Annotated in this window: 16 protein-coding genes; 4 read left to right on the top strand and 12 right to left on the bottom strand. The window is 65.5% G+C overall.

The features are described from left to right. Positions 1-43: 43 nt before the first annotated feature. The 5 genes from K7G82_RS28885 to K7G82_RS28865 form a co-directional block, all read right to left on the bottom strand. The gene (locus K7G82_RS28885; RefSeq protein WP_222993929.1) at positions 44-856 is read right to left on the bottom strand and encodes a TorF family putative porin; all 813 of its coding nucleotides are present in this window, start codon (positions 854-856) and stop codon (positions 44-46) included. Between the two features lie 268 nt (positions 857-1,124). Beyond that, positions 1,125-2,546, bottom strand: a complete 1,422-nt coding sequence (locus tag K7G82_RS28880; RefSeq protein WP_222993928.1) for an amidohydrolase family protein — start codon at positions 2,544-2,546, stop codon at positions 1,125-1,127. 1 nt (position 2,547) lies between these two features. After that, complete coding sequence (locus K7G82_RS28875; RefSeq protein ID WP_222993927.1) at positions 2,548-4,869, bottom strand: S9 family peptidase; 2,322 nt, start codon at positions 4,867-4,869, stop codon at positions 2,548-2,550. A gap of 31 nt (positions 4,870-4,900) precedes the next feature. After that, positions 4,901-6,205 carry an MFS transporter gene (locus tag K7G82_RS28870; protein WP_222993926.1) on the bottom strand — a complete coding sequence of 435 codons (1,305 nt, stop codon included), beginning with the start codon at positions 6,203-6,205 and terminating at the stop codon, positions 4,901-4,903. Between the two features lie 33 nt (positions 6,206-6,238). Then, complete coding sequence (locus tag K7G82_RS28865) at positions 6,239-8,458, bottom strand: TonB-dependent receptor (RefSeq protein WP_222993924.1); 2,220 nt, start codon at positions 8,456-8,458, stop codon at positions 6,239-6,241. Positions 8,459-8,646: 188 nt separating this feature from the next. On the opposite strand from K7G82_RS28865, the gene K7G82_RS28860 reads away from it, so the two are divergent. Next, positions 8,647-9,255 (top strand): TetR/AcrR family transcriptional regulator, encoded by a 609-nt coding sequence (locus tag K7G82_RS28860; protein WP_222993922.1) that lies wholly within the window; start codon positions 8,647-8,649, stop codon positions 9,253-9,255. A gap of 87 nt (positions 9,256-9,342) precedes the next feature. Here K7G82_RS28860 and K7G82_RS28855 read toward each other — a convergent pair whose 3' ends face one another. From K7G82_RS28855 to K7G82_RS28840, 4 genes are all read right to left on the bottom strand, one after another. Beyond that, the gene (locus K7G82_RS28855; RefSeq protein ID WP_222993920.1) at positions 9,343-9,783 is read right to left on the bottom strand and encodes an SRPBCC family protein; all 441 of its coding nucleotides are present in this window, start codon (positions 9,781-9,783) and stop codon (positions 9,343-9,345) included. A gap of 135 nt (positions 9,784-9,918) precedes the next feature. Continuing rightward, positions 9,919-10,278, bottom strand: a complete 360-nt coding sequence (locus K7G82_RS28850; protein WP_222993918.1) for a nuclear transport factor 2 family protein — start codon at positions 10,276-10,278, stop codon at positions 9,919-9,921. 9 nt (positions 10,279-10,287) lie between these two features. After that, positions 10,288-11,319, bottom strand: a complete 1,032-nt coding sequence (locus K7G82_RS28845) for an aromatic ring-hydroxylating oxygenase subunit alpha (protein ID WP_222993916.1) — start codon at positions 11,317-11,319, stop codon at positions 10,288-10,290. Between the two features lie 78 nt (positions 11,320-11,397). Further along, positions 11,398-13,536 carry a TonB-dependent receptor gene (locus K7G82_RS28840; protein ID WP_246623976.1) on the bottom strand — a complete coding sequence of 713 codons (2,139 nt, stop codon included), beginning with the start codon at positions 13,534-13,536 and terminating at the stop codon, positions 11,398-11,400. Positions 13,537-14,340: 804 nt separating this feature from the next. Between K7G82_RS28840 and K7G82_RS28835 the strand changes: the two genes are divergently transcribed. Continuing rightward, entirely contained in the window at positions 14,341-15,231 is an 891-nt protein-coding gene (locus K7G82_RS28835) for a hypothetical protein (RefSeq protein WP_222993914.1), read from the top strand. A gap of 31 nt (positions 15,232-15,262) precedes the next feature. On the opposite strand, the gene K7G82_RS28830 is transcribed toward K7G82_RS28835, so the two are convergent. The 3 genes from K7G82_RS28830 to K7G82_RS28820 all read right to left on the bottom strand — a co-directional run bounded on the left by K7G82_RS28830 (position 15,263) and on the right by K7G82_RS28820 (position 19,477). Beyond that, the gene (locus K7G82_RS28830; protein ID WP_222993973.1) at positions 15,263-16,018 is read right to left on the bottom strand and encodes an NYN domain-containing protein; all 756 of its coding nucleotides are present in this window, start codon (positions 16,016-16,018) and stop codon (positions 15,263-15,265) included. Positions 16,019-16,168: 150 nt separating this feature from the next. Next, on the bottom strand, positions 16,169-17,002 hold the full coding sequence (locus K7G82_RS28825; protein WP_222993912.1) for an AraC family transcriptional regulator: 834 nt from the start codon (positions 17,000-17,002) through the stop codon (positions 16,169-16,171). 270 nt (positions 17,003-17,272) lie between these two features. Beyond that, entirely contained in the window at positions 17,273-19,477 is a 2,205-nt protein-coding gene (locus K7G82_RS28820; protein WP_246623975.1) for a TonB-dependent receptor, read from the bottom strand. Positions 19,478-19,688: 211 nt separating this feature from the next. On the opposite strand from K7G82_RS28820, the gene K7G82_RS28815 reads away from it, so the two are divergent. Next, entirely contained in the window at positions 19,689-21,851 is a 2,163-nt protein-coding gene (locus tag K7G82_RS28815; protein WP_222993910.1) for a S9 family peptidase, read from the top strand. A gap of 90 nt (positions 21,852-21,941) precedes the next feature. After that, on the top strand, positions 21,942-22,508 hold the full coding sequence (locus K7G82_RS28810) for a hypothetical protein (protein WP_222993908.1): 567 nt from the start codon (positions 21,942-21,944) through the stop codon (positions 22,506-22,508). The last annotated feature ends 15 nt before the right edge of the window (positions 22,509-22,523 follow it).

Raw genomic sequence — 22,523 nt, 5'->3', positions numbered from 1 at the left:
CACATCGGGGCGCGGCGGATCGGCATCCGCCGCGCCCGCGCGGTCAGAACGCCGCGGTGATCGAACCGACGACCTTCGCGCCGCCGATATTACCGCCATTCTTCGTGTTCGCGAAATTGGGCAGGATATAGGCGCGGTCCGCGTTCGAGATGCTGGTGTCGATATAGGCGACCCCCAGGGTGACCGGCCCGAGCGCGAGGTCGGCGCCCAGCATCCAGTCCCAATATTTGCCGGTCGGCGCCAGGCTGGTGCCGTTCGGCCCAAGGCCGGGATTGCCGCTCGAATAGCCCAGATGGCTCTTCAGCGTCACGGGCGTGCCGGGGATTCCACCGGAGATATCGCCCCAGAGGTACAGATTGTCTTCCTTGTCGCCCGCGCGGCTGCCCGGTGTGTTGGTGACGTTCCCCAGCGCCTTTTGCGCGGGCGCATAGGCGACGCCGGCGAGCAGCGAGACGGGGCCGGCGGTGGTGCTCAGCTTCACATAGGGCTCGGCGAAATCGGTGGTGTCGAGGCCGCCGGGATACATGTACCAGGTCAGGCCGACATCGAGCGTCGCCGCACCGATCGGGAATTTATAACCGGCATACAGATCGAGTTCCATGTTCGCGCCGCCGAACGTACCCCAGCCGGCCAGGTTGGAAGCCCATGTGCCCGCATAAAGCCCCGATTCATGCGCAACCGTGAAGCCGCCCTGGATCGCCATTTCCTCATCGGTCTGGGAAACGCCACGGAAGCGATAATCGCTGACCAGCGCGACCGAGCCGGAAACGGTGATCGGGCCCTTCTCTTCTTCCTGCGCCGCGGCGGGCACGGCCGGCAGTAACATCGCGCAAGCGGCTACGAGATACTTCTTCACGAACAATCCCCTTTTTGTTTCGTTGGGTGATTGTTCCGTCCTGCGCTCTGCGGGTGATGCATCTGGACTTCGCCGTGCAGCATCCCGCAGAGGCAGCCAGGTTATGCGGCAACATGTTCGCCAGCATTGCCCGCTTGTGACAAAGCATTGCCACCGCGTGCAAATATTGCATGTGCGAAGGGGTTATCGGCGATATGCGCGGGCGCCATGGCGCGTGCGGGAAACATTGTCCAGCATCCGTTGAAGGTTTGGTGCCGGACGTTCGCGATCATCGCTTGGGCATTGGCTTCTCCACATGCGCCGGCGGATGGACGCGCCCGTCCTTGAGCATCAGCCGGCCGTTGACGAACGCGGTGGTCACCCGCTCCAGCGCATTCAGATCCTCATCGGGATTGCCGTCGACGACGATGATGTCGGCCAGCTTGCCGGGCTCGATCGTGCCCAGCCTGTCCGCCATGCGCAGGATCTCCGCACTGGTCTTCGTCGCCGCGACCAGTGCCTCGCGTGGGCTGAAGCCGACTTCGACAAAGGCGCGCAACTCGTCGATATAGGCGCCCGGCATATAATCGATCCAGTCGGTGACCAGATCGGTGCCGACACCCATCTTGATGCCGGCCTTCTTCATCTTCCGCATCATCTCGACGATGGTGGTCTCGTTGAGCTCGAACCGGCGCGAGGTCGATCCGAAATAGCCGCCGCTGTTGCGCTGGATGATACGATAGGGAACCAGCGTCGGCACCGAGGCGATCTTGCGCTTCGCCATCAGCGCGATCGCGGCATCGCTGCGCGGCAACGGGTGCTCGATCGAATCCACCCCGGCCTTGATCGCCATGTCGATATAGCGGGTCTCCGCATCCACGGTGACGGGCAGGCCCAGCGAGTGCGCCTCGTCCACCGCCGCGTCGATCTCGGCCTGCGAATATTCGCTCGCCAGCTTGATCAGATCGGCGCCCTGGCGGAACTGCAGCCGGACGGCCTCGCGCCACTGATCGGGGCCGGAGGCCAGCCGCACCGTGCCCAGCGGGTTTTCCGGCGCGGTTCCCAGCCCGTCGCCATGGCCGCCCGTCGCGGTGATCAACTGGCCCGCCGCAAAGATGCGCGGCCCCGCGATGCGGCCGGATGCCTGCCAGCGCTTCAGCACGAAGGGCACGTCGCCAGCCGAGGCGACGTCGCGCACGCTGGTGACGCCCGATTGCAGGAAGATGCCCATGCGCGAAACCGCGCGCATCGCTGAATCCGCGCCGCTGTTGATCGCATCCTGGAAACCTGCGTCGAACTTCTCGACATAGGTCAGGTGGGTATGGAGGTCGATCAGCCCAGGCATCACCGTCTTGCCGGTGACGTCGTACACGACGGCGTCGGCGGGCCAGGCCTGTTCGCCCGGCTTCAGGATCGCGGTGATCCGCTTGCCCTGCACCACGATCGTCGCCGGCCGCGCGGCCGCGCCGGTGCCGTCGAACAACCGCCCGCCGACCAGCACGAACGATCCCTTTGGCGCATTGTAATCGGCCGGAACCGGGATGCGCAGCACATCGTCCGATGTCGGCACCGACGATGGCAGCCATTGGCCGCGATCGTTGATCGGCGGCGCATCGGGCCCCGTATCCTGCGCCGCCACGGGCTGCATCGCCGGAAAGGCCAGGCCGATGGCGAGCAACCGCGCCAGCCGCCGCATTGTGCGATTGATCATCCTATTGCTCCCGCTTCAGGAGGAAATCGGCGGGCGGCGTGGCCCCCAGCAGGTTCTGGACGAAATAGTCCCATGTGCGGCGGACGGGGTAGAGGTCGGGCTCGGGCGGCGCGCCCTTGCTCACCGCGTTCACGTCCACCATCCCATGATTGCGATTGGGCAGGATCAACATGTCGAAATTCTTGTTCGCGGCGATCAGCGCATTGGCCATCTGCATGGTGTGATCGGGCGAGACATTGTCGTCCATGCTGCCATGGACCAGCATCAGCTTGCCCTTCAGCTTGCCCGCCAGCGGCGGATTGGCCTGGCTCAGATAATTGTCGCCGACCGGCCAGCCCTGATAGCGTTCGCCCCAGGCCGAGATATAGGCGCGCTGATCGTGATTGCCGGCGGACGACACCGCGACCTTGTAGAAATCCGGATAGTCCAGCATCGCGCGGGTCGAGGCGAAGCCGCCGCCCGAATGGCCGTAGATGCCGACACGGCCCAGATCGAGTTCCGGATAGCGCGCCGCAAGCTGCTTCAGCCCGGCGACATGATCCTCCAGCGCGCCCGCCGATCCCATATTGCCATAGGCATAGTCATGGAATGCCTTGGACCGGAACGGCGTGCCCCGGCCGTCGATGGTGACGACGATGAAGCCCAGTTCGGCCAGCGCGGTGTCGGCGGCGGTGAACATCCACGAGAAGCTCTTGGCCGATCGGATGATCTGCGGCCCCGGATAGATGCCGTCGATCACCGGATAGCGTTTCGCCGGGTCGAAATTGCTGGGACGGAAGATCGTGCCATATATGTCGGTAACGCCGTCCGCCGCCTTCACCTTGAAGCGTTCGGGCGGTTTCCAGCCGGCCGCGACCAGCCGCGTCACGTCCGCCCGCTGCAGTTCGCGGATCAGCCGCCCGTCGGCGGCGCGCAGCACGCTCACCGGCGGCAGATCGACGCGCGACCAGGTATCGACGAAGAAACGGCCATCGGGTGAAAAGGCCACCTCATGATCCGCATCCTCGGGCGTCAGCCGCTGCAGCCCAGATCCGTCGAAGCGCACGCGATAGAGCACGCGCTGATACGGATCCTCGGCGGGCGCGGCGCCTCCGGCCGTGAAATAGACATAGCGGCCGCGCCGATCGACATGGGAGATGCCGCGCACCACCCAGTCGCCCTGTGTCAGCCGGTTGCGCAACGCGCCGGTGCGGCTGTCGAACCGGTAAAGATGCCGCCAGCCGTCGCGATCCGACGTCCAGAACAGATCGTCGCCCGCCAGCCGCGCATCATATCCGTTGGGAACGAAGGTCTTGGCGGTCTCGGTCACCGGCGTCGTCACCGCGCCGGTCAGCGCATCGACGACATGGATGCGCGCGCTCTTGTAACCGCGAACATCCTCGCTGAAGCAGAGGCGCGGCGCGTCCGGATCCCAGCAGGTCAGCAGCTCGATATCGATATGACGGCCCATCGGCGGCGACTGCACCGGCGTGATCGCCTGGGTGTCGAGGTCGATCAGCATCGGCACGGCCTGTGCGATGTCAGGATCGCCGGCATAGTTGAAATGATATTCGTGAACGCGCGGCGGGCGGCCCATCTCGGTTTCCATCACCGCCGTCCGGCTGGTCTTGCTGATGTCGGTCCGCCAGGCGAGCAGCCGGCGCGAATCCGGAGAGAAGGAGACGCTCGGCTGCGGCGGCATCTTGGTCAATCGCGAGGTCACCGTGACGATGACCATGTTCAGCGCATAGCCGTTCTCGGCGGTGCCATCGCGCGTCAGTTGGGTTTCCTTGCCCGTCTCGACGTCGTGCATCCACAGATTGTCGTCGCGCACGAACACCGCGCGCCGCCCGTCGGGAGACAGCACATCGCCCGGCCGCGCCGGCGCCGGGATCGTGGCGCAGACATAGTCGGCGAGCGAGCAGCGCCAGCCCTTGTCCTTCACGGAGAAGCTGATCGCCCTGCCATCGGGCGTGAAGGTGAAGCTGGCGAAGGGCAAGGCTTCGGGCACGACCTGGATCTGCGCCGCCGCGGCAAGCCCTTTCGCCAGCCGCGCATGGTCGAATGCCGGTGCCTGGCGGTTGGCGACGGGATCGACCAGCATGAAGGTGCGGCGCTTCTGATAGCTGTCGAGATACCAGAAACGATTGCCTTCGCCGATCCAGTTGGGCGCCAATGTGGTGCGGGCGATGCGCTTGTCGAAATTCTGCATCGCCGCCGCGCGTTCGTAGTCCGCACCACTGACCTGCGCACTCACCGGCCCGGCCGCCAGCAATGCGGGCAGCAATATGGCTGACAGCGCCGCGCCGCGCCTGAATGCCGATCGATCACATCCCCAACCCATAGTCTCTCTCCCCGCTCGATATCATGATTGATCATTGTGGATCACCGGCCACGGCCGGTGCTTTGGTGTCGTCACCCCATGTCGCCGCCCAGAAGCTCAGTGCCGCGAACAGCGCGAAGGGCACCGCAACGGCGGCCATCGCATGGCCGAGCATCGCGCTGCCCCCCAGCAGGTCGCTGGTCGCGCCGATCAGCGGCGCGCCAAGCGCGGCGGTGATCGAAATGACCAGAACGTAGATCCCGATGGCGGCGCCGCGCAGTTCGTTCGGAATGCGAAAATTGATCGCGATCACCGGGATGGAAACCGCGACGCTGCACGCGACCAGGAAGACGATGCCAAGCACGGCAAGGCTCGCCAGATCCGGCATCATCGCCAGGCACGACGCCGGCGCGCACAGCAAGGCTGCGATCGCTGCGGGCAATACCAGCCTGCGGTCTCCACCCCTCGTCCGGGCGATATTGGCGAACCGGCTGCTGATCAGCAGGCCCAGCAGGCTGGTTCCCAGGAATGCCAGGCTCAGCGCCACCGCGAAATCGCCAGGCTGCAGGTGATGCAGCCGCATCAGCGCGGGAATGATCCAGACCTGCACGCCCGAGGAAACACCCGACATGAAGAACATGCCGACAAACAACGGCACCAGGAAACGGCGGTGCGCCAACAGCGCACGCGGCCCGCCACGAATACCGCCCATTTCCAGGCGCGCAGGCTCGCGCATGGCCAGCATGAACGGCACCAGCAGCAGGGTCAGCGCCGCGGATGCGATCAGCAGCGCGCGCCAGGGCGAAACGCCCATCAGCAGCGCAGGATCGGCGGCGGCCGCCGACGCCAGCGCCGCATAGCCCAGTCCACCCAACAACACGGCGCCCGCACTGCCCAGCGTCTGCCCCATCGCATAGCTCGCGGTCGCGAAGGCGCGACGGTCCCGATCGAAATAATCGGCGATCAGCGACATCGCTGCGGGATAGGTAAAGGCCCCGCCCGCCCCCATCACCGCCTTCGCCAGCGCGAACAGCCACATGTCGCGCGCCAGGCCCGTCAGCAGCACCCCAGCACCCCAGAGCAGCATCGCGGCGATCAGGACGCGGACGCGGACGACGCGGTCGACCAGCATCCCCATCGGGATCGCGAGCAGGCCATAGACCACATAATAGCTGGTCGAATGGGCGATGCCGAGTTGCAGATCCGAAAGCTGCAGCTCGCGCTTCATCGGCTCGATCAGCAGGCCGATGATCTGCGTGTCCACCGCCTTGAGCAGCCCGACCAGCACGAGCACGCATTGCGCATAGCGCGCGTGCCGAAGCTCCGGATATGCCGGGCCATCGTCCGGTCGGGTCAACGCGGGCCTCCATCGCTGCGATTCCGCCGACCATTATCTACGCATGGTCAGGCGAATGCCCAGCGTGCGCGGGCGCAACGTCACGAACGGATTGGGCGAACTCAGATTCTTGAGGATAACCGCGTCCTCGTTCGTCAGATTCTCCGCATAGAGCGCGACCGTGCCCCAGCCGGCATCCAGGCCGATCGATCCGTCGAGCGTCGAGAATTCGTCGTTCACCGCGTAAAGCGCGTTGCGGCCGGCATTGGCGAAGGCGTTGGGCGTCGCATCGGTGAACTGGCCGTCGATCCGGGCATAGGCCTGGCTGCTCGCGCCCACGTCCCAGCGATATTCGATGCCGCCCGACAGCTTCCACCGGGCAAGGCCGGGCAACCGATCGCCCCGGGCCGCCGGCACGATGATGTTGGTCGGCACGCTGTCGATCCGGCCGTCCTGCACCGTCACCGTGCCATAGAGATTCAGGCCGCGTACCGGGCGCGCCGCCATTTCGAACTCGACGCCCTTCACGCTCGCCTTGCCGGCATTGGCGATGAACGAGCGCCGGTCGGAGATGCGCAGGCCGTCGATCTGGATATTGGTCCAGTCGATATAGAATCCCGCCAGGTTGAGCGTCAGCAGGCCGCCGAGCCAGCTCGTCTTGGCGCCGAGCTCGTAATTGATCGTGGAATCGGGCTCATAGCCCTCCGGGATCACATAATCCGCGGGATCGATCGCGCTGGTGCCGCGATTGGCGTTGACCTGGCCGATGCGGAACCCCTTGCTGACATTGGCATAGACCATCAGGTCGCGGTCCGATTCGTACGACAGGCCGGTGCGCCAGGTCGTATTGGTGCTCGACGCACGGTTGCTGAAGCTCAGCGGCGCCGCATATTTGAAGGTGGCCAGGTTCAGCGTCACCCGATCCTTCTCGACATAGGATGCGGTGGTGCGGAACACGCGCATGCCGCCACGCAGCTTCAGCCCGTCGACGATTTCATAGCTGGCGTCGGCATAGCCCGCGAGTTCGGTCGATGCCGTGGTGATGTCCGTATCGAAATAGCTGTCGCTGCCCGGCGCCACGCCATAGGTCGCCTTGAGATAGTCGTTCAGGCCGGGCGCGGTGATCAGATAATCGGGCACGATGGTCTTGCGATCGATGTAGAAGGCGCCGACCACCCATTCGAGCCGCGATGCCGTGTTGGAAACCAGCCGGAGCTCCTGCACGTAGAAGCGCGAATTCCACGGATCGCTGTTGGAAACGAAGTTCGGCGTGCCCGGCCCCAGCAACGCGCCATTGTCGAGCAGCATCGCGCTCTTGTTCTGCTGATAGGTGGACGATGCCGTCAGCGTCGCGAAATCGTCGAAACTGTAATCGATCGCGAGATTATAGTTGGTCAGATTGTTCCGGCGCGGCTCGGGAATGGCGGAGGAGCGCTTGAACTTGCCGAGCGCCGGATTCCACGCATCGGCATCCTCGGGATCGCTGTCCTGGTGGATCACCTCCGCCTTCACCGTCAGCGCGTCGCTCGGCGTCCAGCGCAGCGCGACGCGGCCACCCCAGTCGACCGTATCGTTGCGGGTGCCGAGGCGGACATTCCTCACCCAGCCCTCCTCGTCGCGATAATAGCCGACGACGCGCAGCGCGAGCGTGTCGGCCGCCAGCGGCACATTGACCATCGCGTCATAGCGCTGGCGAAAGGCGCCGCCCTTGGTGACACCGAGATCGACGCGCCCCGCCGCCTCGAACTTCGTCGCATCGGGCTTGTTGGTGATGATGCGGACCGTCCCGCCCAATGAGCCCGATCCGAACAAGGTGCCCTGCGGCCCGCGCAGCACTTCGATCCGCTCGACGTCGAACAGGCGCAGATCGGGCTGGACGATCGCGCCGAACGTGTCGCTGACGGGCGTGTCGTTGATATAGACGGCGACCGGATCCTGGGTATTGCCGCCGGTCAGGCTCGTCGCGACGCCGCGGATGTTGAACGACGCGCGGTTCTTGACGCCCTGGTTCATCGTCAGGCCCGGCACCGATCGCGCGAAACCTTCGAAACTGTCCATGCCGCGCGCCTGGATCTCCTTTTCGGAAATCGCGGTGACCGCGCTCGGCACGTCCTGCAGGCTCTCCTCGCGCCGGTTCGCGGTCACGACGATCTCGTTGCCCTCCGCCGCCTGCGGATCGGCCTGGGCTTGCGCGTTCGCGGCGGCGGCCGGCGCGATCAGCGCGGCGCCGCACAGCAGCACGCGGCGGATATCGATTTGGGTCTTGGCAGTCATCATTCCCCCCATTTGCGTTGAGCGTGCCGCAGCCCGGTTCATGCCGAATCCGCGATCGACGCGATCAAATTCTTGTTTTCCTGCGATTTCTGGCCGACTCTCTTTTTTCGGTCGGTTGACCAAACTATGAATGATATGCTTAGCTGCCACTTGTCAAGCGGGCAGTGCGCTGAAAGAACGAGGGCCGGATGCGTGAAGTCGACGAAGCGAATACCGAAGCGAAGCGTCGGATGGTCATCGATGCCGCCGTGCGCTGCCTCGCCCGCAACGGCGTCGCGAAGACCAGCATCAACGACATCTGCCGCGAAGCCGGCATGCGATCCGGCCATCTCTATTATTATTTCGAGAACAAGGATGCGCTGCTCGCCGCCGTCATGCTGCGCAACCATGACCGGACGATCGAGACGATCGAGCATATGCTCGATGGCGGAGACCTGATCTCGCAGATCGTCGACGTGCACGTCCAGGCGGAAGCCGGCCGCCTCGCTTATGGCCTGACCCCGGCGGTGCGCATCGAACTGGAATGCTATTTCAGCCGCTTGCCGGAAGGCGAGCAATCCCGAGCGACATCGTCTGACCGTCTGCTCGACGCGATGCGCAGCGCCGCCCACAACGCCGTCGCCGCCGGGCGGCTGCCCGGCGATCTCGATATCGAGGGCTTCGTCAGCGCCGTCGCGCTGATCTGGCAGGGGCTCTCGTTCAGCCGCCTCTCGCCCGAATTCGATATCGATGAGATGCGGCGCACCGTCCGCCTGCTGATGGAACCCTGGCTTTCCGCCACCGGTGCAGCGCGATGAGGGTTTTCAAAACGGGCGGAAACGCGCCCGTTTTTCGCCGCCGCATTCTCAGGGGCGTTGACGGCAAAGGGTCAACCGACGCGCTGCCTATCCTTTGAGCAGCGCCTGGCGGATCTCGTTCACCAGTTGCGTCTCCATCGCCAGCCAGGTCTCGGCCCATTGCGCATCGGTCACCTCGACCGCGTCATATTCGCATTCGATCTTCAGATGGCAGGCATCGGGGCCAGCCGGGGTGACGCGCACATAGCCGCGATAATCGGTGATCGGCAGCGATCCGACATCGGTCAGCCGATAGCGATAGCTGCGGTCCGCCGCGTCGAGCCATTCCAGCCGCTCATGGATCGGCAGGCCTTCGTGCGGATAGATGGTCTTGGTGATGCCCACCGCCGGCGTATCGCCCTGGAATTCGATCTTCCTGAAGAAGCCGCCCGAATATTGCTCCAGCTTGGCGACGCCATGCCAGCAGACAAAGCTCCATACGGCGTCGGCGGGGGCGTCGATACGTTCGGCAAGCGTGGCAACGGCCATGATTTTCTCCTGTTTCAGTCGGTGTGGGATCGGTCGGTCGCGCGCGGCGGCGGCGCCAGGACATCGCCACTGGATCGCTCATCCCAAGCCGCCGGCAGCCTTCGATGAAGTTATCACCATCCATTCAAAAGCGATTCAAAAATAACCGTAAAGCTCCACGATCAACCCATCCTCGCCATGGCGGGCGGTATCGATCCCTTCCAGCACCACATCCGACCCGTCGGCGGCGGATTTCGCCTTCACCGTCCATTTGCTGGCGGTGTGATCGCCGCAGCTCGTCAGGAAATCGATCGAGACGCGGATATCGTCCAGCCCGCCCAATATCCCTTCCAGATAGGCGCGGCGCTGCGCCTCCGTCTCCAGCGGCGGCTGGCTCACCGGATCGCGCGCCACCGCGCCGGGCGCGAAGGTGGCGAGATAGGCGTCGACGTCACGGCTTGCGATCGCATGCCAGAAACGATGGATAACAGCTTTGTTCTTCTCGATATCGGTCATGATCTTCCCTCAGTTTATGAAGTCCCTGGATGGGTGGGCGCGCGGATAGTTGCGCACCAGGTCCAGCCAGCGCGCCAGGCTCGTGTCGCCGCGCGTCAGCGCGCCGGGCTTGTAATGGATGGTGTCGAGGATCGGCTTGTCCTCCTGCGCGGTGCGCGCCAGCAGCTCGGCGCCGAAGGTCAGCCGCTCCTGGACCAGCTTGTCGCCCGCGGGCGTGCCGTCGCCCTTCTTCACCGCGATGGCGAGGAAGACGATATGGATGCCGGGCCGGGGGCAGGCAAACCCCGCCGCCACGCCCATCCACCATCCGTCCACCGATCCTTCCTGCACGAAGGTGGATGTGCCGCGGATGCCGACATTCCAGTCGAGCTCCTCGCCCATCTGGTGGATGGCCTCGATCCGCATGCGGAAGCCATAGGGTTCCCATTCCACCGCATCGTGCGGATCGGGGATCTTGAAGCGGATGCCGTGCACCGCCTTGATATGCTGGATATCGGGGGTGTTCGCCGCGAAGATCCAGGGGTCGCATGTATAGGTGTCGGTCTTGAACGGGCGGAATTCCAGTTCCTCGTCGGGAAATTCGAAATCGAACAGGTCCCATAACGGCTCGTCGCCGTTGAAGGCCCAGATGATGCCGAACCGCTCCTGCGAGGGAAAGACATAGAGGCAGGCGGCCGGCGGCGGCGGATCGCCCACCCCGGTCTTCGCCACCCAGCCTTCCTGATCATATTCCCATTTGTGGAAGGCGCACTGGATATTGTTGCCGACGACCGCGCCCACCGACAGATCGGCGCCGACATGCGGGCAATAGGCGCTGGCCACCGTCACCTTGCCGTTCTCGCCCCGGAACAGCACCACCCGGCCGTCCAGGAAATCACGGCCGATCACCTGCCCCGTTTCCACCTCGCTCGACAGCGCGATCGGGAACCAGGTCTGGCTGAACACGCCATTGTCGCCTTCCATCGGCACGGGCCGCGTCAGCCGCCGGCGTTCGCGCTTGCGCGGGGATGACGGCTCGGCTTCCAGCGTTTCGCTGCTCATCACGCATTCTCCTTCAGGCGGCTCCCGGCGTCGGACGAGACCGCCCAACCTTCCGGAAAACCGCTTCACTGCAATGGATTAGAATTTGACCTTCACACTCGCGCCGATCTGGCGCGGCGGCGCCGCCGCCCCCAGGTCCTGACCGGTGATGGTGCCCGCGAAATTGACCGGCACGAATTCCAGGTCGTAGCGGCGATCGAACAGGTTGCGCGCAAAGGCGGTCAGTTCGACATCGCCGATCGCCCAGGTCAGCCGGGCATTGACCAGCCACACCGGATCCTGCTTGTCGGCATTGTCGATCTCCCAATAATAATCGCCGCCCCAGCCGGAAACGTCGATGCGGGAGATCAGCTTGCCGCTGCCGATCTCGGCGGTGTATTGCGCCGCGGCGTTGAGCGTATAGCGCGGCACCTGGTTCAGCTTGTTGCCCTTGAAATCGCCGTTCGCCGCCGTGCCCGCGAACACGCTCGTGTCATAGCTGTTGATCTTGGTGTCGAGCAGGCTGCCCCCCATCGACAGTTCCAGCCCCTTTGCCGGGCGCGCGGTCAGTTCGAGTTCCGCGCCCCAGACACTCGATTTGGGAATGGGATTGGCGATGAACTGGGCGGGCGCGGTGCTGAGATCGAGCCCGAAGACCTGGCGATCGGTGATGTCGGTGTAGAAGATCGCGCCGTTCAGATAGATGGCCCGGTCTGCCAGCATGGTCTTGAAGCCAAGCTCATAATTCCACAGTTCCTCCTTCTTGAACTCGCGCGTCACCACATCGTTCGAGTTGAAGCCGCCGCTGCGGAAGCCCTTGGCCATGGTCGCATAGGCCAGCGTGCCGCCGGGGAAGCTGTAGGCGAGCGAGAATTTGGGCTGGAGCGACTTGTAGGTCGCCTTGAAGCCGGGCGGCACCGCCGCCACCGGCGGAGACAGGTCCTGCTGGCGACGGCGATCGATATCGTAGCGCAGCGCCGCGGTCAGTTCGAGCGCGTCGGTCAGCTTGTAATTGACCTGGCCGAACGCCGCATAGGCGTCGTTGTCGTCCTGGGCGATCAGCCGCGATCCCAGGATGTGCGCGGGCAGCCCGGTCAGATCGGTGCCCAGATAGATGGCGGTGTCCAGCGTCCGTTCGGTATGGAGATAATAGAGCCCGGCCATCCAGCGCAGCGCGGATCCGCCGGTGTTCGACGAAAGCCGCAATTCCTCGCTCCACGCCTTCACGTTCAGCGTCTGGGTGGCGGCGACCAGGTCCAGCGGCTCCCAGTCGAGTTCCTCGAACAGGTCCGACTTGACCGAAGACCATGCCGTGACGGAGGTGAGCGCGACGCTGCCGAGATCGACATCCAGCTTGGCGGAAAGATCGCCCAGCTTGCGCTTGGCCTTGCCCAGCAGATTGCCCACCACCGGCTCGCGCGGGCTGTTGGCGGGGCCGCTGCGATACCAGGATGCACCGGCTTCCTGATCGTAATAGCTGCCCCGCAGATCGATCTTCACGGCCTCCACGGGTTCCAGCAGCAGCGCGCCGCGCACCGCCCAGCTCTCGTCGAAATCGACCTTCTCGTTCAGCGTCGCGTTGGTGATCTGGCCGTCGCGGTTCAGATAGCTGCCCGCCAGCCGGAAACCGGCCTTCTCGCCCAGCGGCGCGGAAACCGATGCCTTGGCGCGGAACTCGTCGCCCTCGGCATAGCCGAGCTCGGCGCTGCCGCTGAAACTGTCGCTGGGCGCCCTGGTCACGATATTGATCGCGCCGCCGATGGCGTTGCGGCCGTAAAGCGCGCCCTGCGGCCCCTTCAGCACCTCGATCCGCTCGATATCGAACAGGTCCTGGGTGATCTGGTTGGGCGAATTCTGCTGCACGCCGTCGACCACCACCGCCACGGGGGATTCGCCGTTGCGCACCTGGCCGATGCCGCGGATGTTGATCACCACCACGCCGGGCTGCTGCGCCTCGACGATGCGGAAACCCGATACCATCTGGGTCAGGTCGCTCACCGATTCCACACCCGCCTGTTCCAGCGAGGCAGCGGAAAAGGCCTGGATGGTGTCGGGAATGTCCCGGATATTCTCCGATTGCTTGCGCGCGGTGACGATGATCTCGTTGCTGTCCGCCGCTTCCGCCGCGCCCATGGCCCCGCCCGCCGCCTGGGCCCGAACCGGCCCGGCCGCGATCATCTGCGTCAGCACCGCGCCCGCCGCGCATGCGAGCAGCCCCCTTTTGATTCCCTCGTTCATTGCCTGCCTCCCTTTCGGCCACGACGGGCCGTCCCTCACCGGCCTCTGGTCGCACCTGCCTGCAGGTGGCGCCGGGCCGATCGTTTCAACGGCCCCCGCATCGCCGGGTCACACGCCGCTGTCTGGATACATGCACCGGGCACGTCCTCCCCCACAGTCAACAAAAAGGGGGATGGGGTGGGAAGATCGGAATCGACGCAGCCCCGGGGATTTCCGGTCGCGGATTCATGGGCCGGGCGGCGCGGCTATCCCGCCGCGATCGTCCGCCATGGCACCTCATGCCGGACGCGACCGAGGCAGAATGAATGCCGAACGGGCAACGGCGCCTCGCGGCCAAACCCGCGACGCCTGGTCGGAAATCTCAAAGGTTCAGCGTTCGAAGGTTCAGGGGCTCGAAGGTTCAGGGCGACGCTCCGGCGGCCATCGGCCGCCGGAGCCGCACTGGTGCGGGCAGCCCTGCGGCGAATGCCCGTCGCGCCCCCACGCGCGCCAAGGCATTTCTGCTCGACCAGACATGTTCCCCCACCGAGTTGCGGTCCGCCCCCCACCGGCGCACCGCTCCCCTGCGAATCGCGGCACGGCCCCAACCCGCTCCCGCTTCGTTCTCCGTTAACCGCCCGATGTCATGGGGTGAATCCCCAAGCGCCCCAAAATGGATAATTGACGATCCGTCCCGTTTCCGGGCAGGCGCCGCCTTGCCCGGCCGCAATGCTGGACGCCCGCCGGACGATAGGGCAGATCGTAGCCGTGCCCGGTTCAAGCATCGATCCGCCACTGCGGCAACTCACGCGATTGCGGGCCGAAATGGCGATGGCCTCGAACCGGCTGACCTCCGCCTTGCTGCCCGACGAACCGATGCTGGGCGTGAAGCTCGGCATCGTCGCGCGCGTCTGCCTGCCGGACTGGACGGCCGATGGGGTGCTTGCATGCCCCGCCGTGCCGACACGCGCAATCACGATGCGCAGCATGGCCCTGTCATTGGGCGATCCCCCGGAAACGACGCGGCGCCATGTGAACCTGCTGCGCGATCGCGGCGTGTTCACGCTGTCCGCACAGGGGGTATCGCTTGCCGCCACCGCCGACAATCTGGCGCTGGTCGAACGTTATTATCTGGGCGTCCACGATCTGTTGCTGCGGCTGATCGAGGATGTGCATGCGACCTGCGATATCGATCTCACGGTCGGCACGGCGCCCCAATTCACCATCGGCGACGTCATCGGCCGCTCGCTCGACATATTGCTGATGCCTATCGACACCTACCGGCCCGTCGGCAGCAGCCTGCTCGCCTTTCTGCTGTGGGGCGCGCTGACGGTCGTGGCGGTCCGCACCGTCACCCACGATCCCGTGCTCGCCCGCCGCTACGCCAACGAGATTCCGCCGGACGAACTCCGCATCGGCACATCGCTGCGCGAACTGGCGGCGGCGCTCTCGATTCCCTACGCCACCGCCTGGCGGCAGGTGCATGCGCTCCAGGCCGAAAACATGGTGACGCGGCTGGCGGGCAATCGATGGACCGTGCTCACCCGCAATCTGCTGAGCGACAGCGTGCGCGAGATCAGCGCGCCGCCCAGCCTGTTGCTGCTCCGCAAGATCCGCGAGCTTGCCCAGCTCGGCCTGGATCCGGCGCGCGCGGCGGCGCATTACCGGCAGGGCCGGCCCCCGCTCGCCGATCTTGGTGCGCCGCGGGTCGCATGATCCTGCCTGCGAAACCGCTCACGCTGCTCTCTTATCCGGCACCCGGCTTTCGTTTCGCCGTCTTGGTGCGGATATAGACGCCGCGTCCCTGCCGACGATCGATCTCGAAGCTACCCGTCCTCTCCACAAGATCGCCGAGCTTGGCGAAACCATAGGTGCGCGGATCAAAATCCGAATTGAGCACGGCAAGCCGCTGCCCGACTCCGCCCAGAGCAACCCATCCCTCGTCATCCTCAAGCTGGGCCATCGCCGCCCTGATCAACTGCACCGCCTGCGCGGGTGGGCGGGTCAGGGAAGCCGGCCGCGCATCGGGCTTGTCAGGCGCCGCCGGCGCAGGCGCTTCGGGAAGCAGGTTTTCGGTGTAAATGAAGCGGCGGCACGCCTGCCGGAAGCTCTCCGGCGTTTTCTGTTCCCCAAAGCCATAGACGTCCAGACCCTGTTCGCGGATGCGCGCGGCCAGCCGCGTAAAGTCGCTGTCCGACGATATCAGGCAGAAGCCGTCGAAGCGGCCGCTGTGCAGCAGATCCATGGCATCGATCACCAGAGCGATATCGGACGCGTTTTTTCCCGACGTATAAGCAAAATTTTGATGAGGCATGATGGCATAAGTGGCAAGCACGTCGATCCAGCCCTTGAGCCTCGGCGCCGAGAAATCGCCATAGATCCGGCGCACGCTCGCTTCGCCGATCTTCGCGATCTCCGGGAAAAGTCCGGCCGCGATCCTGGGCGAGGCGTTGTCGGCATCAATCAGGACCGCTAGCCGCGGCGGACGCAATTCATTGGCCATCACCTTCATATGCCGGAAAGCGGGATCGCTCGCCATAGGATGGTTGGGCGGTCCAGTGTGCGAATGCCGCCCGCATCGTCACCGCGCCGATCGGCCAGGCTTCGGACTGGCGTACGCCTCGGCCGGAAAACCCCGACTGACGGCGCGGCCTCATGCCTCCACGGTCGCCCGCCCGCGCACGCGTGGACGCACAAGCGCGGGCCCCGCCTCTCCCCCGCCCTCGCCCGTCTCGTGCTTGAGATACTGGCTGGGCGGCACGCCGAATGCGCGGCGGAACATCGCGGCGAAGCCGCTGGGGCTGTCATAGCCCACCTCATAGGTCACCTGCGTGATCGATGCGCCCGCCGCCAGCAGCGACAGTGCCTCCATCAGCCGCACCTGCTGGCGCCACACCGCCAGCCCCATGCCCGTTTCCTCCTTGAAGGCGCGGGTGAAGGTCCGCCGCCCCATCGCCGCGACGCCCGCCCAGTCATCGATATCGCGCGGATCGGAGGGATCGGCGAGGATCGCGTTGCATACCCGCAGCAGCCGGGGATCGATGGGCATCGCCACCTGATAAGGCGCATTGGGCATGCGCCCCATCTCCTCCAGCAGCATCGCGATGATCCGCCCCTCGCGCCCGTCGACATCGTAGAGCGGCGGAAAATCCACCACTTCCAGGATCAGCGCCTTCAGCAGGTTGGACACCTCGAAGATCCGGCAGCGATCGCCCCCGCGCCCGTCGGCGGGCAGATAGAGCGTGCGCAGCGATACCGGCCCGCGACACGCCACTTCGTGCGGCACGCCCGCCGGCAGCCATACCGCGCGCTGCGGCGGGATCACGAAGCTGGTCTCCGGCGTCCGGACAGACATCACCCCGGCCGAGCCGTAAAGGATCTGCACATGATCGTGGCTGTGCATCGGATCGACGAATCCCGCCGGATATTCGTCGCGCAAGGCGATCACCGGCCGATCGTTGATCAACACGTCGATGCTGTGTTTCATGGCCCGTTTCCCATGAATGTCCGCTGATCCGATCATATAGGCCAAATCCCGCCATGGCCAGCGGAGGAACGGGCGCTGGCCCTTTCGGCACGATATCCGGCCCGAATGACGGGGCACGGGGTGCCGGGAAACGCTGCCCCCCCGATCGGGAGACGGCGCCCATGCCAGGATGCGGGGATGCTGACGCATCCGCACCCTGGAACGCTCAAGCGCCGCGCGGGCTTGAACGGGATGCGATGAGTCGAACTCGGCGCATCCCGGTACACGTCGTCAGTTCAGGTCGAAACGCAGGCTGGCGCCCACCGTGCGCGGCCGCGTCACCGATCCCGCGAACGAGAATGGTGCGTTGAGCAGGCCATATTGATCGAACAGATTCTTCGCGAACAGGCCCAGTTCGATCCGCTCGGCCAACGTCACCGACGCATTCAGGTCGATGATATGGAAATCGCCGCGCTCCAGCGTCGCGCCGAACGCCACCGGCGCGCTGGAGAGATAGCGATGCGCGATGCCGAAACGCGGCTTCAGCCGCCATTCGGGAAAGCTCAGGTCCAGCGTGTTCGAGATCGTCCATTCGGACGCGCCGGGCAGCCGCGTTCCCTTGGCATAACCGCCGCCGGGCGCGAAACTGTCGGGCAGCAGCGACGACAGGCGCGCGTCGTTGTACGAGATGTTGGAGGCGAAGGTCAGGTTGCGCGTCGGCCGCATCGTCAGGCTCAGTTCGACGCCGTCGATCGCGGCGCCGCCGCCGTTCACCGTGTAACCATAGTCATTGGGCGCGAACAGCCGTGCCTGGATGTTGCCCCAGTCGATATGATAGGCGGTGACGTCCAGCGACAATGTCCGCCCGATCAGGTCGAAACGCGCGCCCAGCTCGTAATTCTTGGTGCTGTCGTTGCCGAAGGTGAGCGGCAGGTTGGGAAAGGGCAGCGCGAACACGTTGATGCCGCCGATGCGGAAACCTTCCGAATACAGCGCATAGATCTTGATGTCGTCATTGGGTTTGAAGCTGAGCGACGCCTTGGGAATGAAGCCGGACTGCTTGTCCGCCGGCGGTTCGTAGTTGAAGGCCGGCACAAGATTGGCGTTGGGCAGCAGTTGCGCGCTCGGCCGCGTGCGATATTCGAAACCGCGCCCGCCCAGCGTCAACGTCAATTGCGGCGTGAAATCGAACGAGACCTCGCCGAACACCGCCTTTTCGCTGACCCGGCTGGCATAGCTGGACCGCGAATAGAAATCGCCGGGCGCGATCACATTGCCCGCGTGGCCGCCATAATCGCCGGGATGCGCGTCGATATAGCGGCCGATCCCTTCCAGATAGAGCCCGTCATCGCCATTGGCGCGCATGTGCGAATAATTGGCGCCGATCAGCCAGCGGAAACGCCCCTCCCCCGGCGACGCCAGCCGCAGCTCGGCATAGCGCGTCCTGGACTTGCCCGATCCGATGCCCAGGATCGGCGTGCCCGTGCGCCCATCGAACGCACCCAGCGAATAATCGAACAGCACGCTCGAATGCTTCTCGGTATAGCTGCCGATCGCGGTCAGCGTGGCGAAGCCCAGTTCCTGCTCCAGCTTCAGGCTGTGCATCAGGAAATCGGTATCCTGATATTCGGCCTCGGTATTGGGCCGCTCGTAATTGCGGCCGGGCAGCACGAACACATAGGTCTGATCGTCCAGGTCATATTCCTGGTACATGCTGAGCGCGGAGATGCGCGTCGTCTCCGTCGGCGTGAATACGATCGATCCGCGCAGGCCGCGCACGCGCAGGTCGTTGCTGCCCTTCTTGCCCAGTGCCGCATTGTTCAGATAGCCCGCATCGACGCGCTGGAGCGCGACCAGGCGCACGGCCAGCCGGTCGTCGACGATCGGCAGGTTCACCATCGCCTTCACGCCATAATTGACCGCACCGCCCGCGCGCCGCGTGCTCGCGAGATTGCCCTCGAACCCGGCGTCGAAGCGGCCGGCATCGGCTTCGTTGACGACATAGTTGACCGCACCGCCCAGCGACGAGGATCCGAACAAGGTGCCCTGCGGCCCGCGCAGCACTTCGACGCGATTGACGTCGAAACTGTCGACATCGGGGATGACGAGCGGAAAGCCGGGCTCGATCAGCGGCACCTGGTTGAGATAATAGCCGGTCGTGGTCTGGTTGGCCTCGTGATAGGTGGTCGATGCCACGCCGCGGATCACCACTTCGGATACGCCGGGCTGGTAATCGTTGAAGACCACGCCGGGGATGCGCGTGATGTAATCGGCCAGGCTCTGCGCGTTCAGCCGCTGCAGCGTCGCCTGGCTCACCGCGCTGATCGAACCCGTCACGTCGCGCACCGATTCCTCGCGCTTGGTCGCGGTCACGATGATCTCGCTGTCATCGATCGTGCCGGCGTCCTGCGTGGCCTGCGCCATCGCCGCCGATGCATGGCCGAACGCGAGTAGCGACAATCCGCCCGCCAGCATCCGCCTGATCGCCAAGTCCATCGTCCACCTCCCTTATTGGTTTGAATATCCGATGCTGAAGCTATCAGCTTCCCCCGACGTGTCGGAGATGGTTGGGCCAGAATCGAGCCGGATCGGGCCATGCCGTCGGATTTGCCCGATCGATGGATCGCGCGGCCTGATCGGCGCGGTAAGCGCGCGGCTTGCGCATATCCTGCGATCATCAAGGGCGATCGACGAGCGAGAGGACGGCATGGCGGCGACAAGCAGCACGAGGCGGCATTTCCTGGCGGGCGCGGCATCGCTGCCGCTGCTGGCGGCGCCTGGCACACGCGCGGCGACGCCCGCCGCCGGCCGCTGGCCCGCGATCGCACCGCCGCGATCGCCGCGCATCGCGCACGCGATCGCGCAGCTCGGCCGCACCCGCGACGATCCCTATCACTGGATGAAATTCGTTCCCGCGACGGGGGAACGCACGCGCGACAATCTGCCCGCCCCCGTCGCCCGCATGCTGGCGGACGAGAACGCCTATGCCGAAGCGATGCTGAAGCCGCTCGACACGCTGCGCGCGGAGCTGCTCGAAGCGATGCTGGCGCGCGGCGGCGCCGAGACGGCGGCGCCCGCGATCGAGCGTGACGGCTGGTCCTATTGGTCTGCCGTGCCACCGGGCGCCCTCCACCCCGTCCATTATCGCCGCGCGGGGGACGGCGAACCCCAGATCCTGGTCGACGACGCGGCGCGCGCCAAGGGCCAGCCCTATTTCCGCAGCACTGGCCATCAGCCGAGCCCGGATCAGCGCTGGTTCGCCTGGGCGGAGGATGTGATCGGCAATGATCGCCATCGCATCCTGGTGCGCGACAACCGGAACGGCCAGGTCCGCACGCTCGTCGATCGCGACGCCTATGGCTATGGCGCCTTCGTCTTCTCACCTTCTTCGCGCTGGCTGTTCTGGATCCGGCGCGACGCGCACAACCGTCCGACCCGGCTTTACCGCAGCTCGGTCGAAAGCGGGGAAACCCGCCTCGTTTATGAGGAGAGCGATCCCGCCATCTTCATGTCGGTGCGCCGCACCGCCGCCGGCGGGTTCATCGCGCTCACCCTGGCGGGCGCCGAAACCTCGGAGATCCGGCTGCTTTCCGCCGCCGACGAAACCGGCACGCCCGTCATCGCCTGGCCGCGCCGGGCGGGGGTGCGCTGCGAGATCGACGAATGGGACGGGACACTGGTCGCGCTCACCGACGCCGATGACGCGTTCGACATGAAGCTGCTGCGCCTCGATCCCGAAAGCTTCCGCGTCACCGATATTCTGGTGCCGCACCGGCCGGGTGTTCCGATCCTCTCGATCCATCCCTTTGCCGGGGCGCTGGCGCGGCTGGAACGCGTCGACGGGCTCCACCGCCTCGTCATCCGCGGCCGCGACGGCAAGGATCGCTCCATCGCCTTCGACGATCCCGCCTATGCGATCGAGGTGCCGGCGGACCAGGCCTATGCCGCCGCCAGCATCACCATCGTCCACCAATCGCCCAAATCGCCGCCGCGCTGGATCGCGGTCGATCTTGCCGACGGCGCGCAGCGCGTGCTCGCGCAGCAGCAGGTCGCGCATTTCGATCCCGACGATTACCGGGTCGAGCGGCTGTTGGCGCCCACGCCCGACGGCGAAACCGTGCCGATCACCCTGTTGTCGCGGCGCGATGCCCCGCGCGACGGGCGGGCGCCGCTGCTCCAGTACGGCTATGGTTCCTATGGCGTGAACAGCGATCCGCTCTTCTCGGTCGCGGCGCTCGCGCTGGTCGACAGGGGATGGCGCTACGCCATCGCGCATGTCCGCGGCGGATCAGAAAAGGGGCGCCGCTGGTTCCTGGACGGGCGCCGCTTCGCCAAGCGCAACAGCTTCGTCGATTTCGTCGCCTCCGCTCGGCATCTCAGCGCCCGGGGCTATACCGCGCCCGGCCGGATCGTCGCCTATGGCCTGTCGGCGGGCGGGCTGCTCGTCGGCGGCAGCATGAACCTCGCGCCCGATCTCTGGGGCGGCGTGATCGCGCAGGTGCCCTTTGTCGACATGCTCAACACGATGAGCGACGCCGGCCATCCGCTGGTGCCGCTGTTCCGCCCCGATTGGGGCGATCCGCTCGCCGACCCCAGGGCCTATGATTATATCGCGTCGATCTCGCCCTATGAGAATGTCCGCGCCGCGCCCTATCCTCCGCTGCTCTGCACCGCCGGGCTCAAGGACGATCGCGTCGCCTATTGGGAACCGGCCAAGCTGGTGGCGGAAGTCCGCCTGCGTTCCACCAGCGCCAACCCCGCGATGCTGATGACCGATATGGACAGCGGCCATCAGGGCAGCGCCGACCTGAAGAGCGAATATGCCGAAAAGGCGCTGTTCTGGGCCTTCGCGATGCACTGCGCGGGCTGAACGCAAAATTCTCCGGCATGCCTGTCCGGATTCGCGTCCGTTCCCCGTCTCTCATCGCGAACCAACCCGGCAAGGACAAGGGAGATTGCGATGAGGAACCGGACGATCGTCAGCCTGGCCGCGATGGCGGCATTGGCCGCCTGCGGCGGCGACACGCCGGCGGACGGCGACACCGCCGCCGCGAACGCGACGGCCGCGAACACGGCGCCGGCAGCGCGGGGCTGGGACGCCACCAATGCCTGCGCGCTGCTCGACAAGGGAGCGCTCGGCACCGCGCTGGGCGATGTCGTCACCGAAACCCGCCTGGATCTTGTCCATCAGCCCAGTGCGATCGAAGCGGCGACCTCGGAATGCGTCTATCTGCTCAAGAACGGCGGCGAGGCCCGGCTGATGACACGGCGTTCGCCGATCGACGACAACACCCCCGAAGCGATGGCGCAGGCACGCAAGGCGACGGCATCGGCGATGAGCGCCTTCACCAGCAAGCCGGTGGAGGACGTGCCGGGCCTCGGCAAACTCGCCTTCTTCGTGCCCGGCATCAACCAGATGAACGTCTTCCTCGACGAAAAGCGCTTCATCGTCCTCACCATCGGCACAGCGCCGAACGACAAGGCGAAGGCGCTGGCGGTCGGGCTGGTGGAGGGCATGTCGCACTGAAGAGGCCCCGGACAC

Origin of the sequence: Sphingomonas colocasiae (assembly GCF_019880585.1) — a bacterium.
Taxonomy (GTDB): Bacteria; Pseudomonadota; Alphaproteobacteria; order Sphingomonadales; family Sphingomonadaceae; genus Sphingobium_A; species Sphingobium_A colocasiae.
Note: the sequence above shows the minus strand (reverse complement) of the source record. Positions and strands in the feature narration are given on the sequence as shown.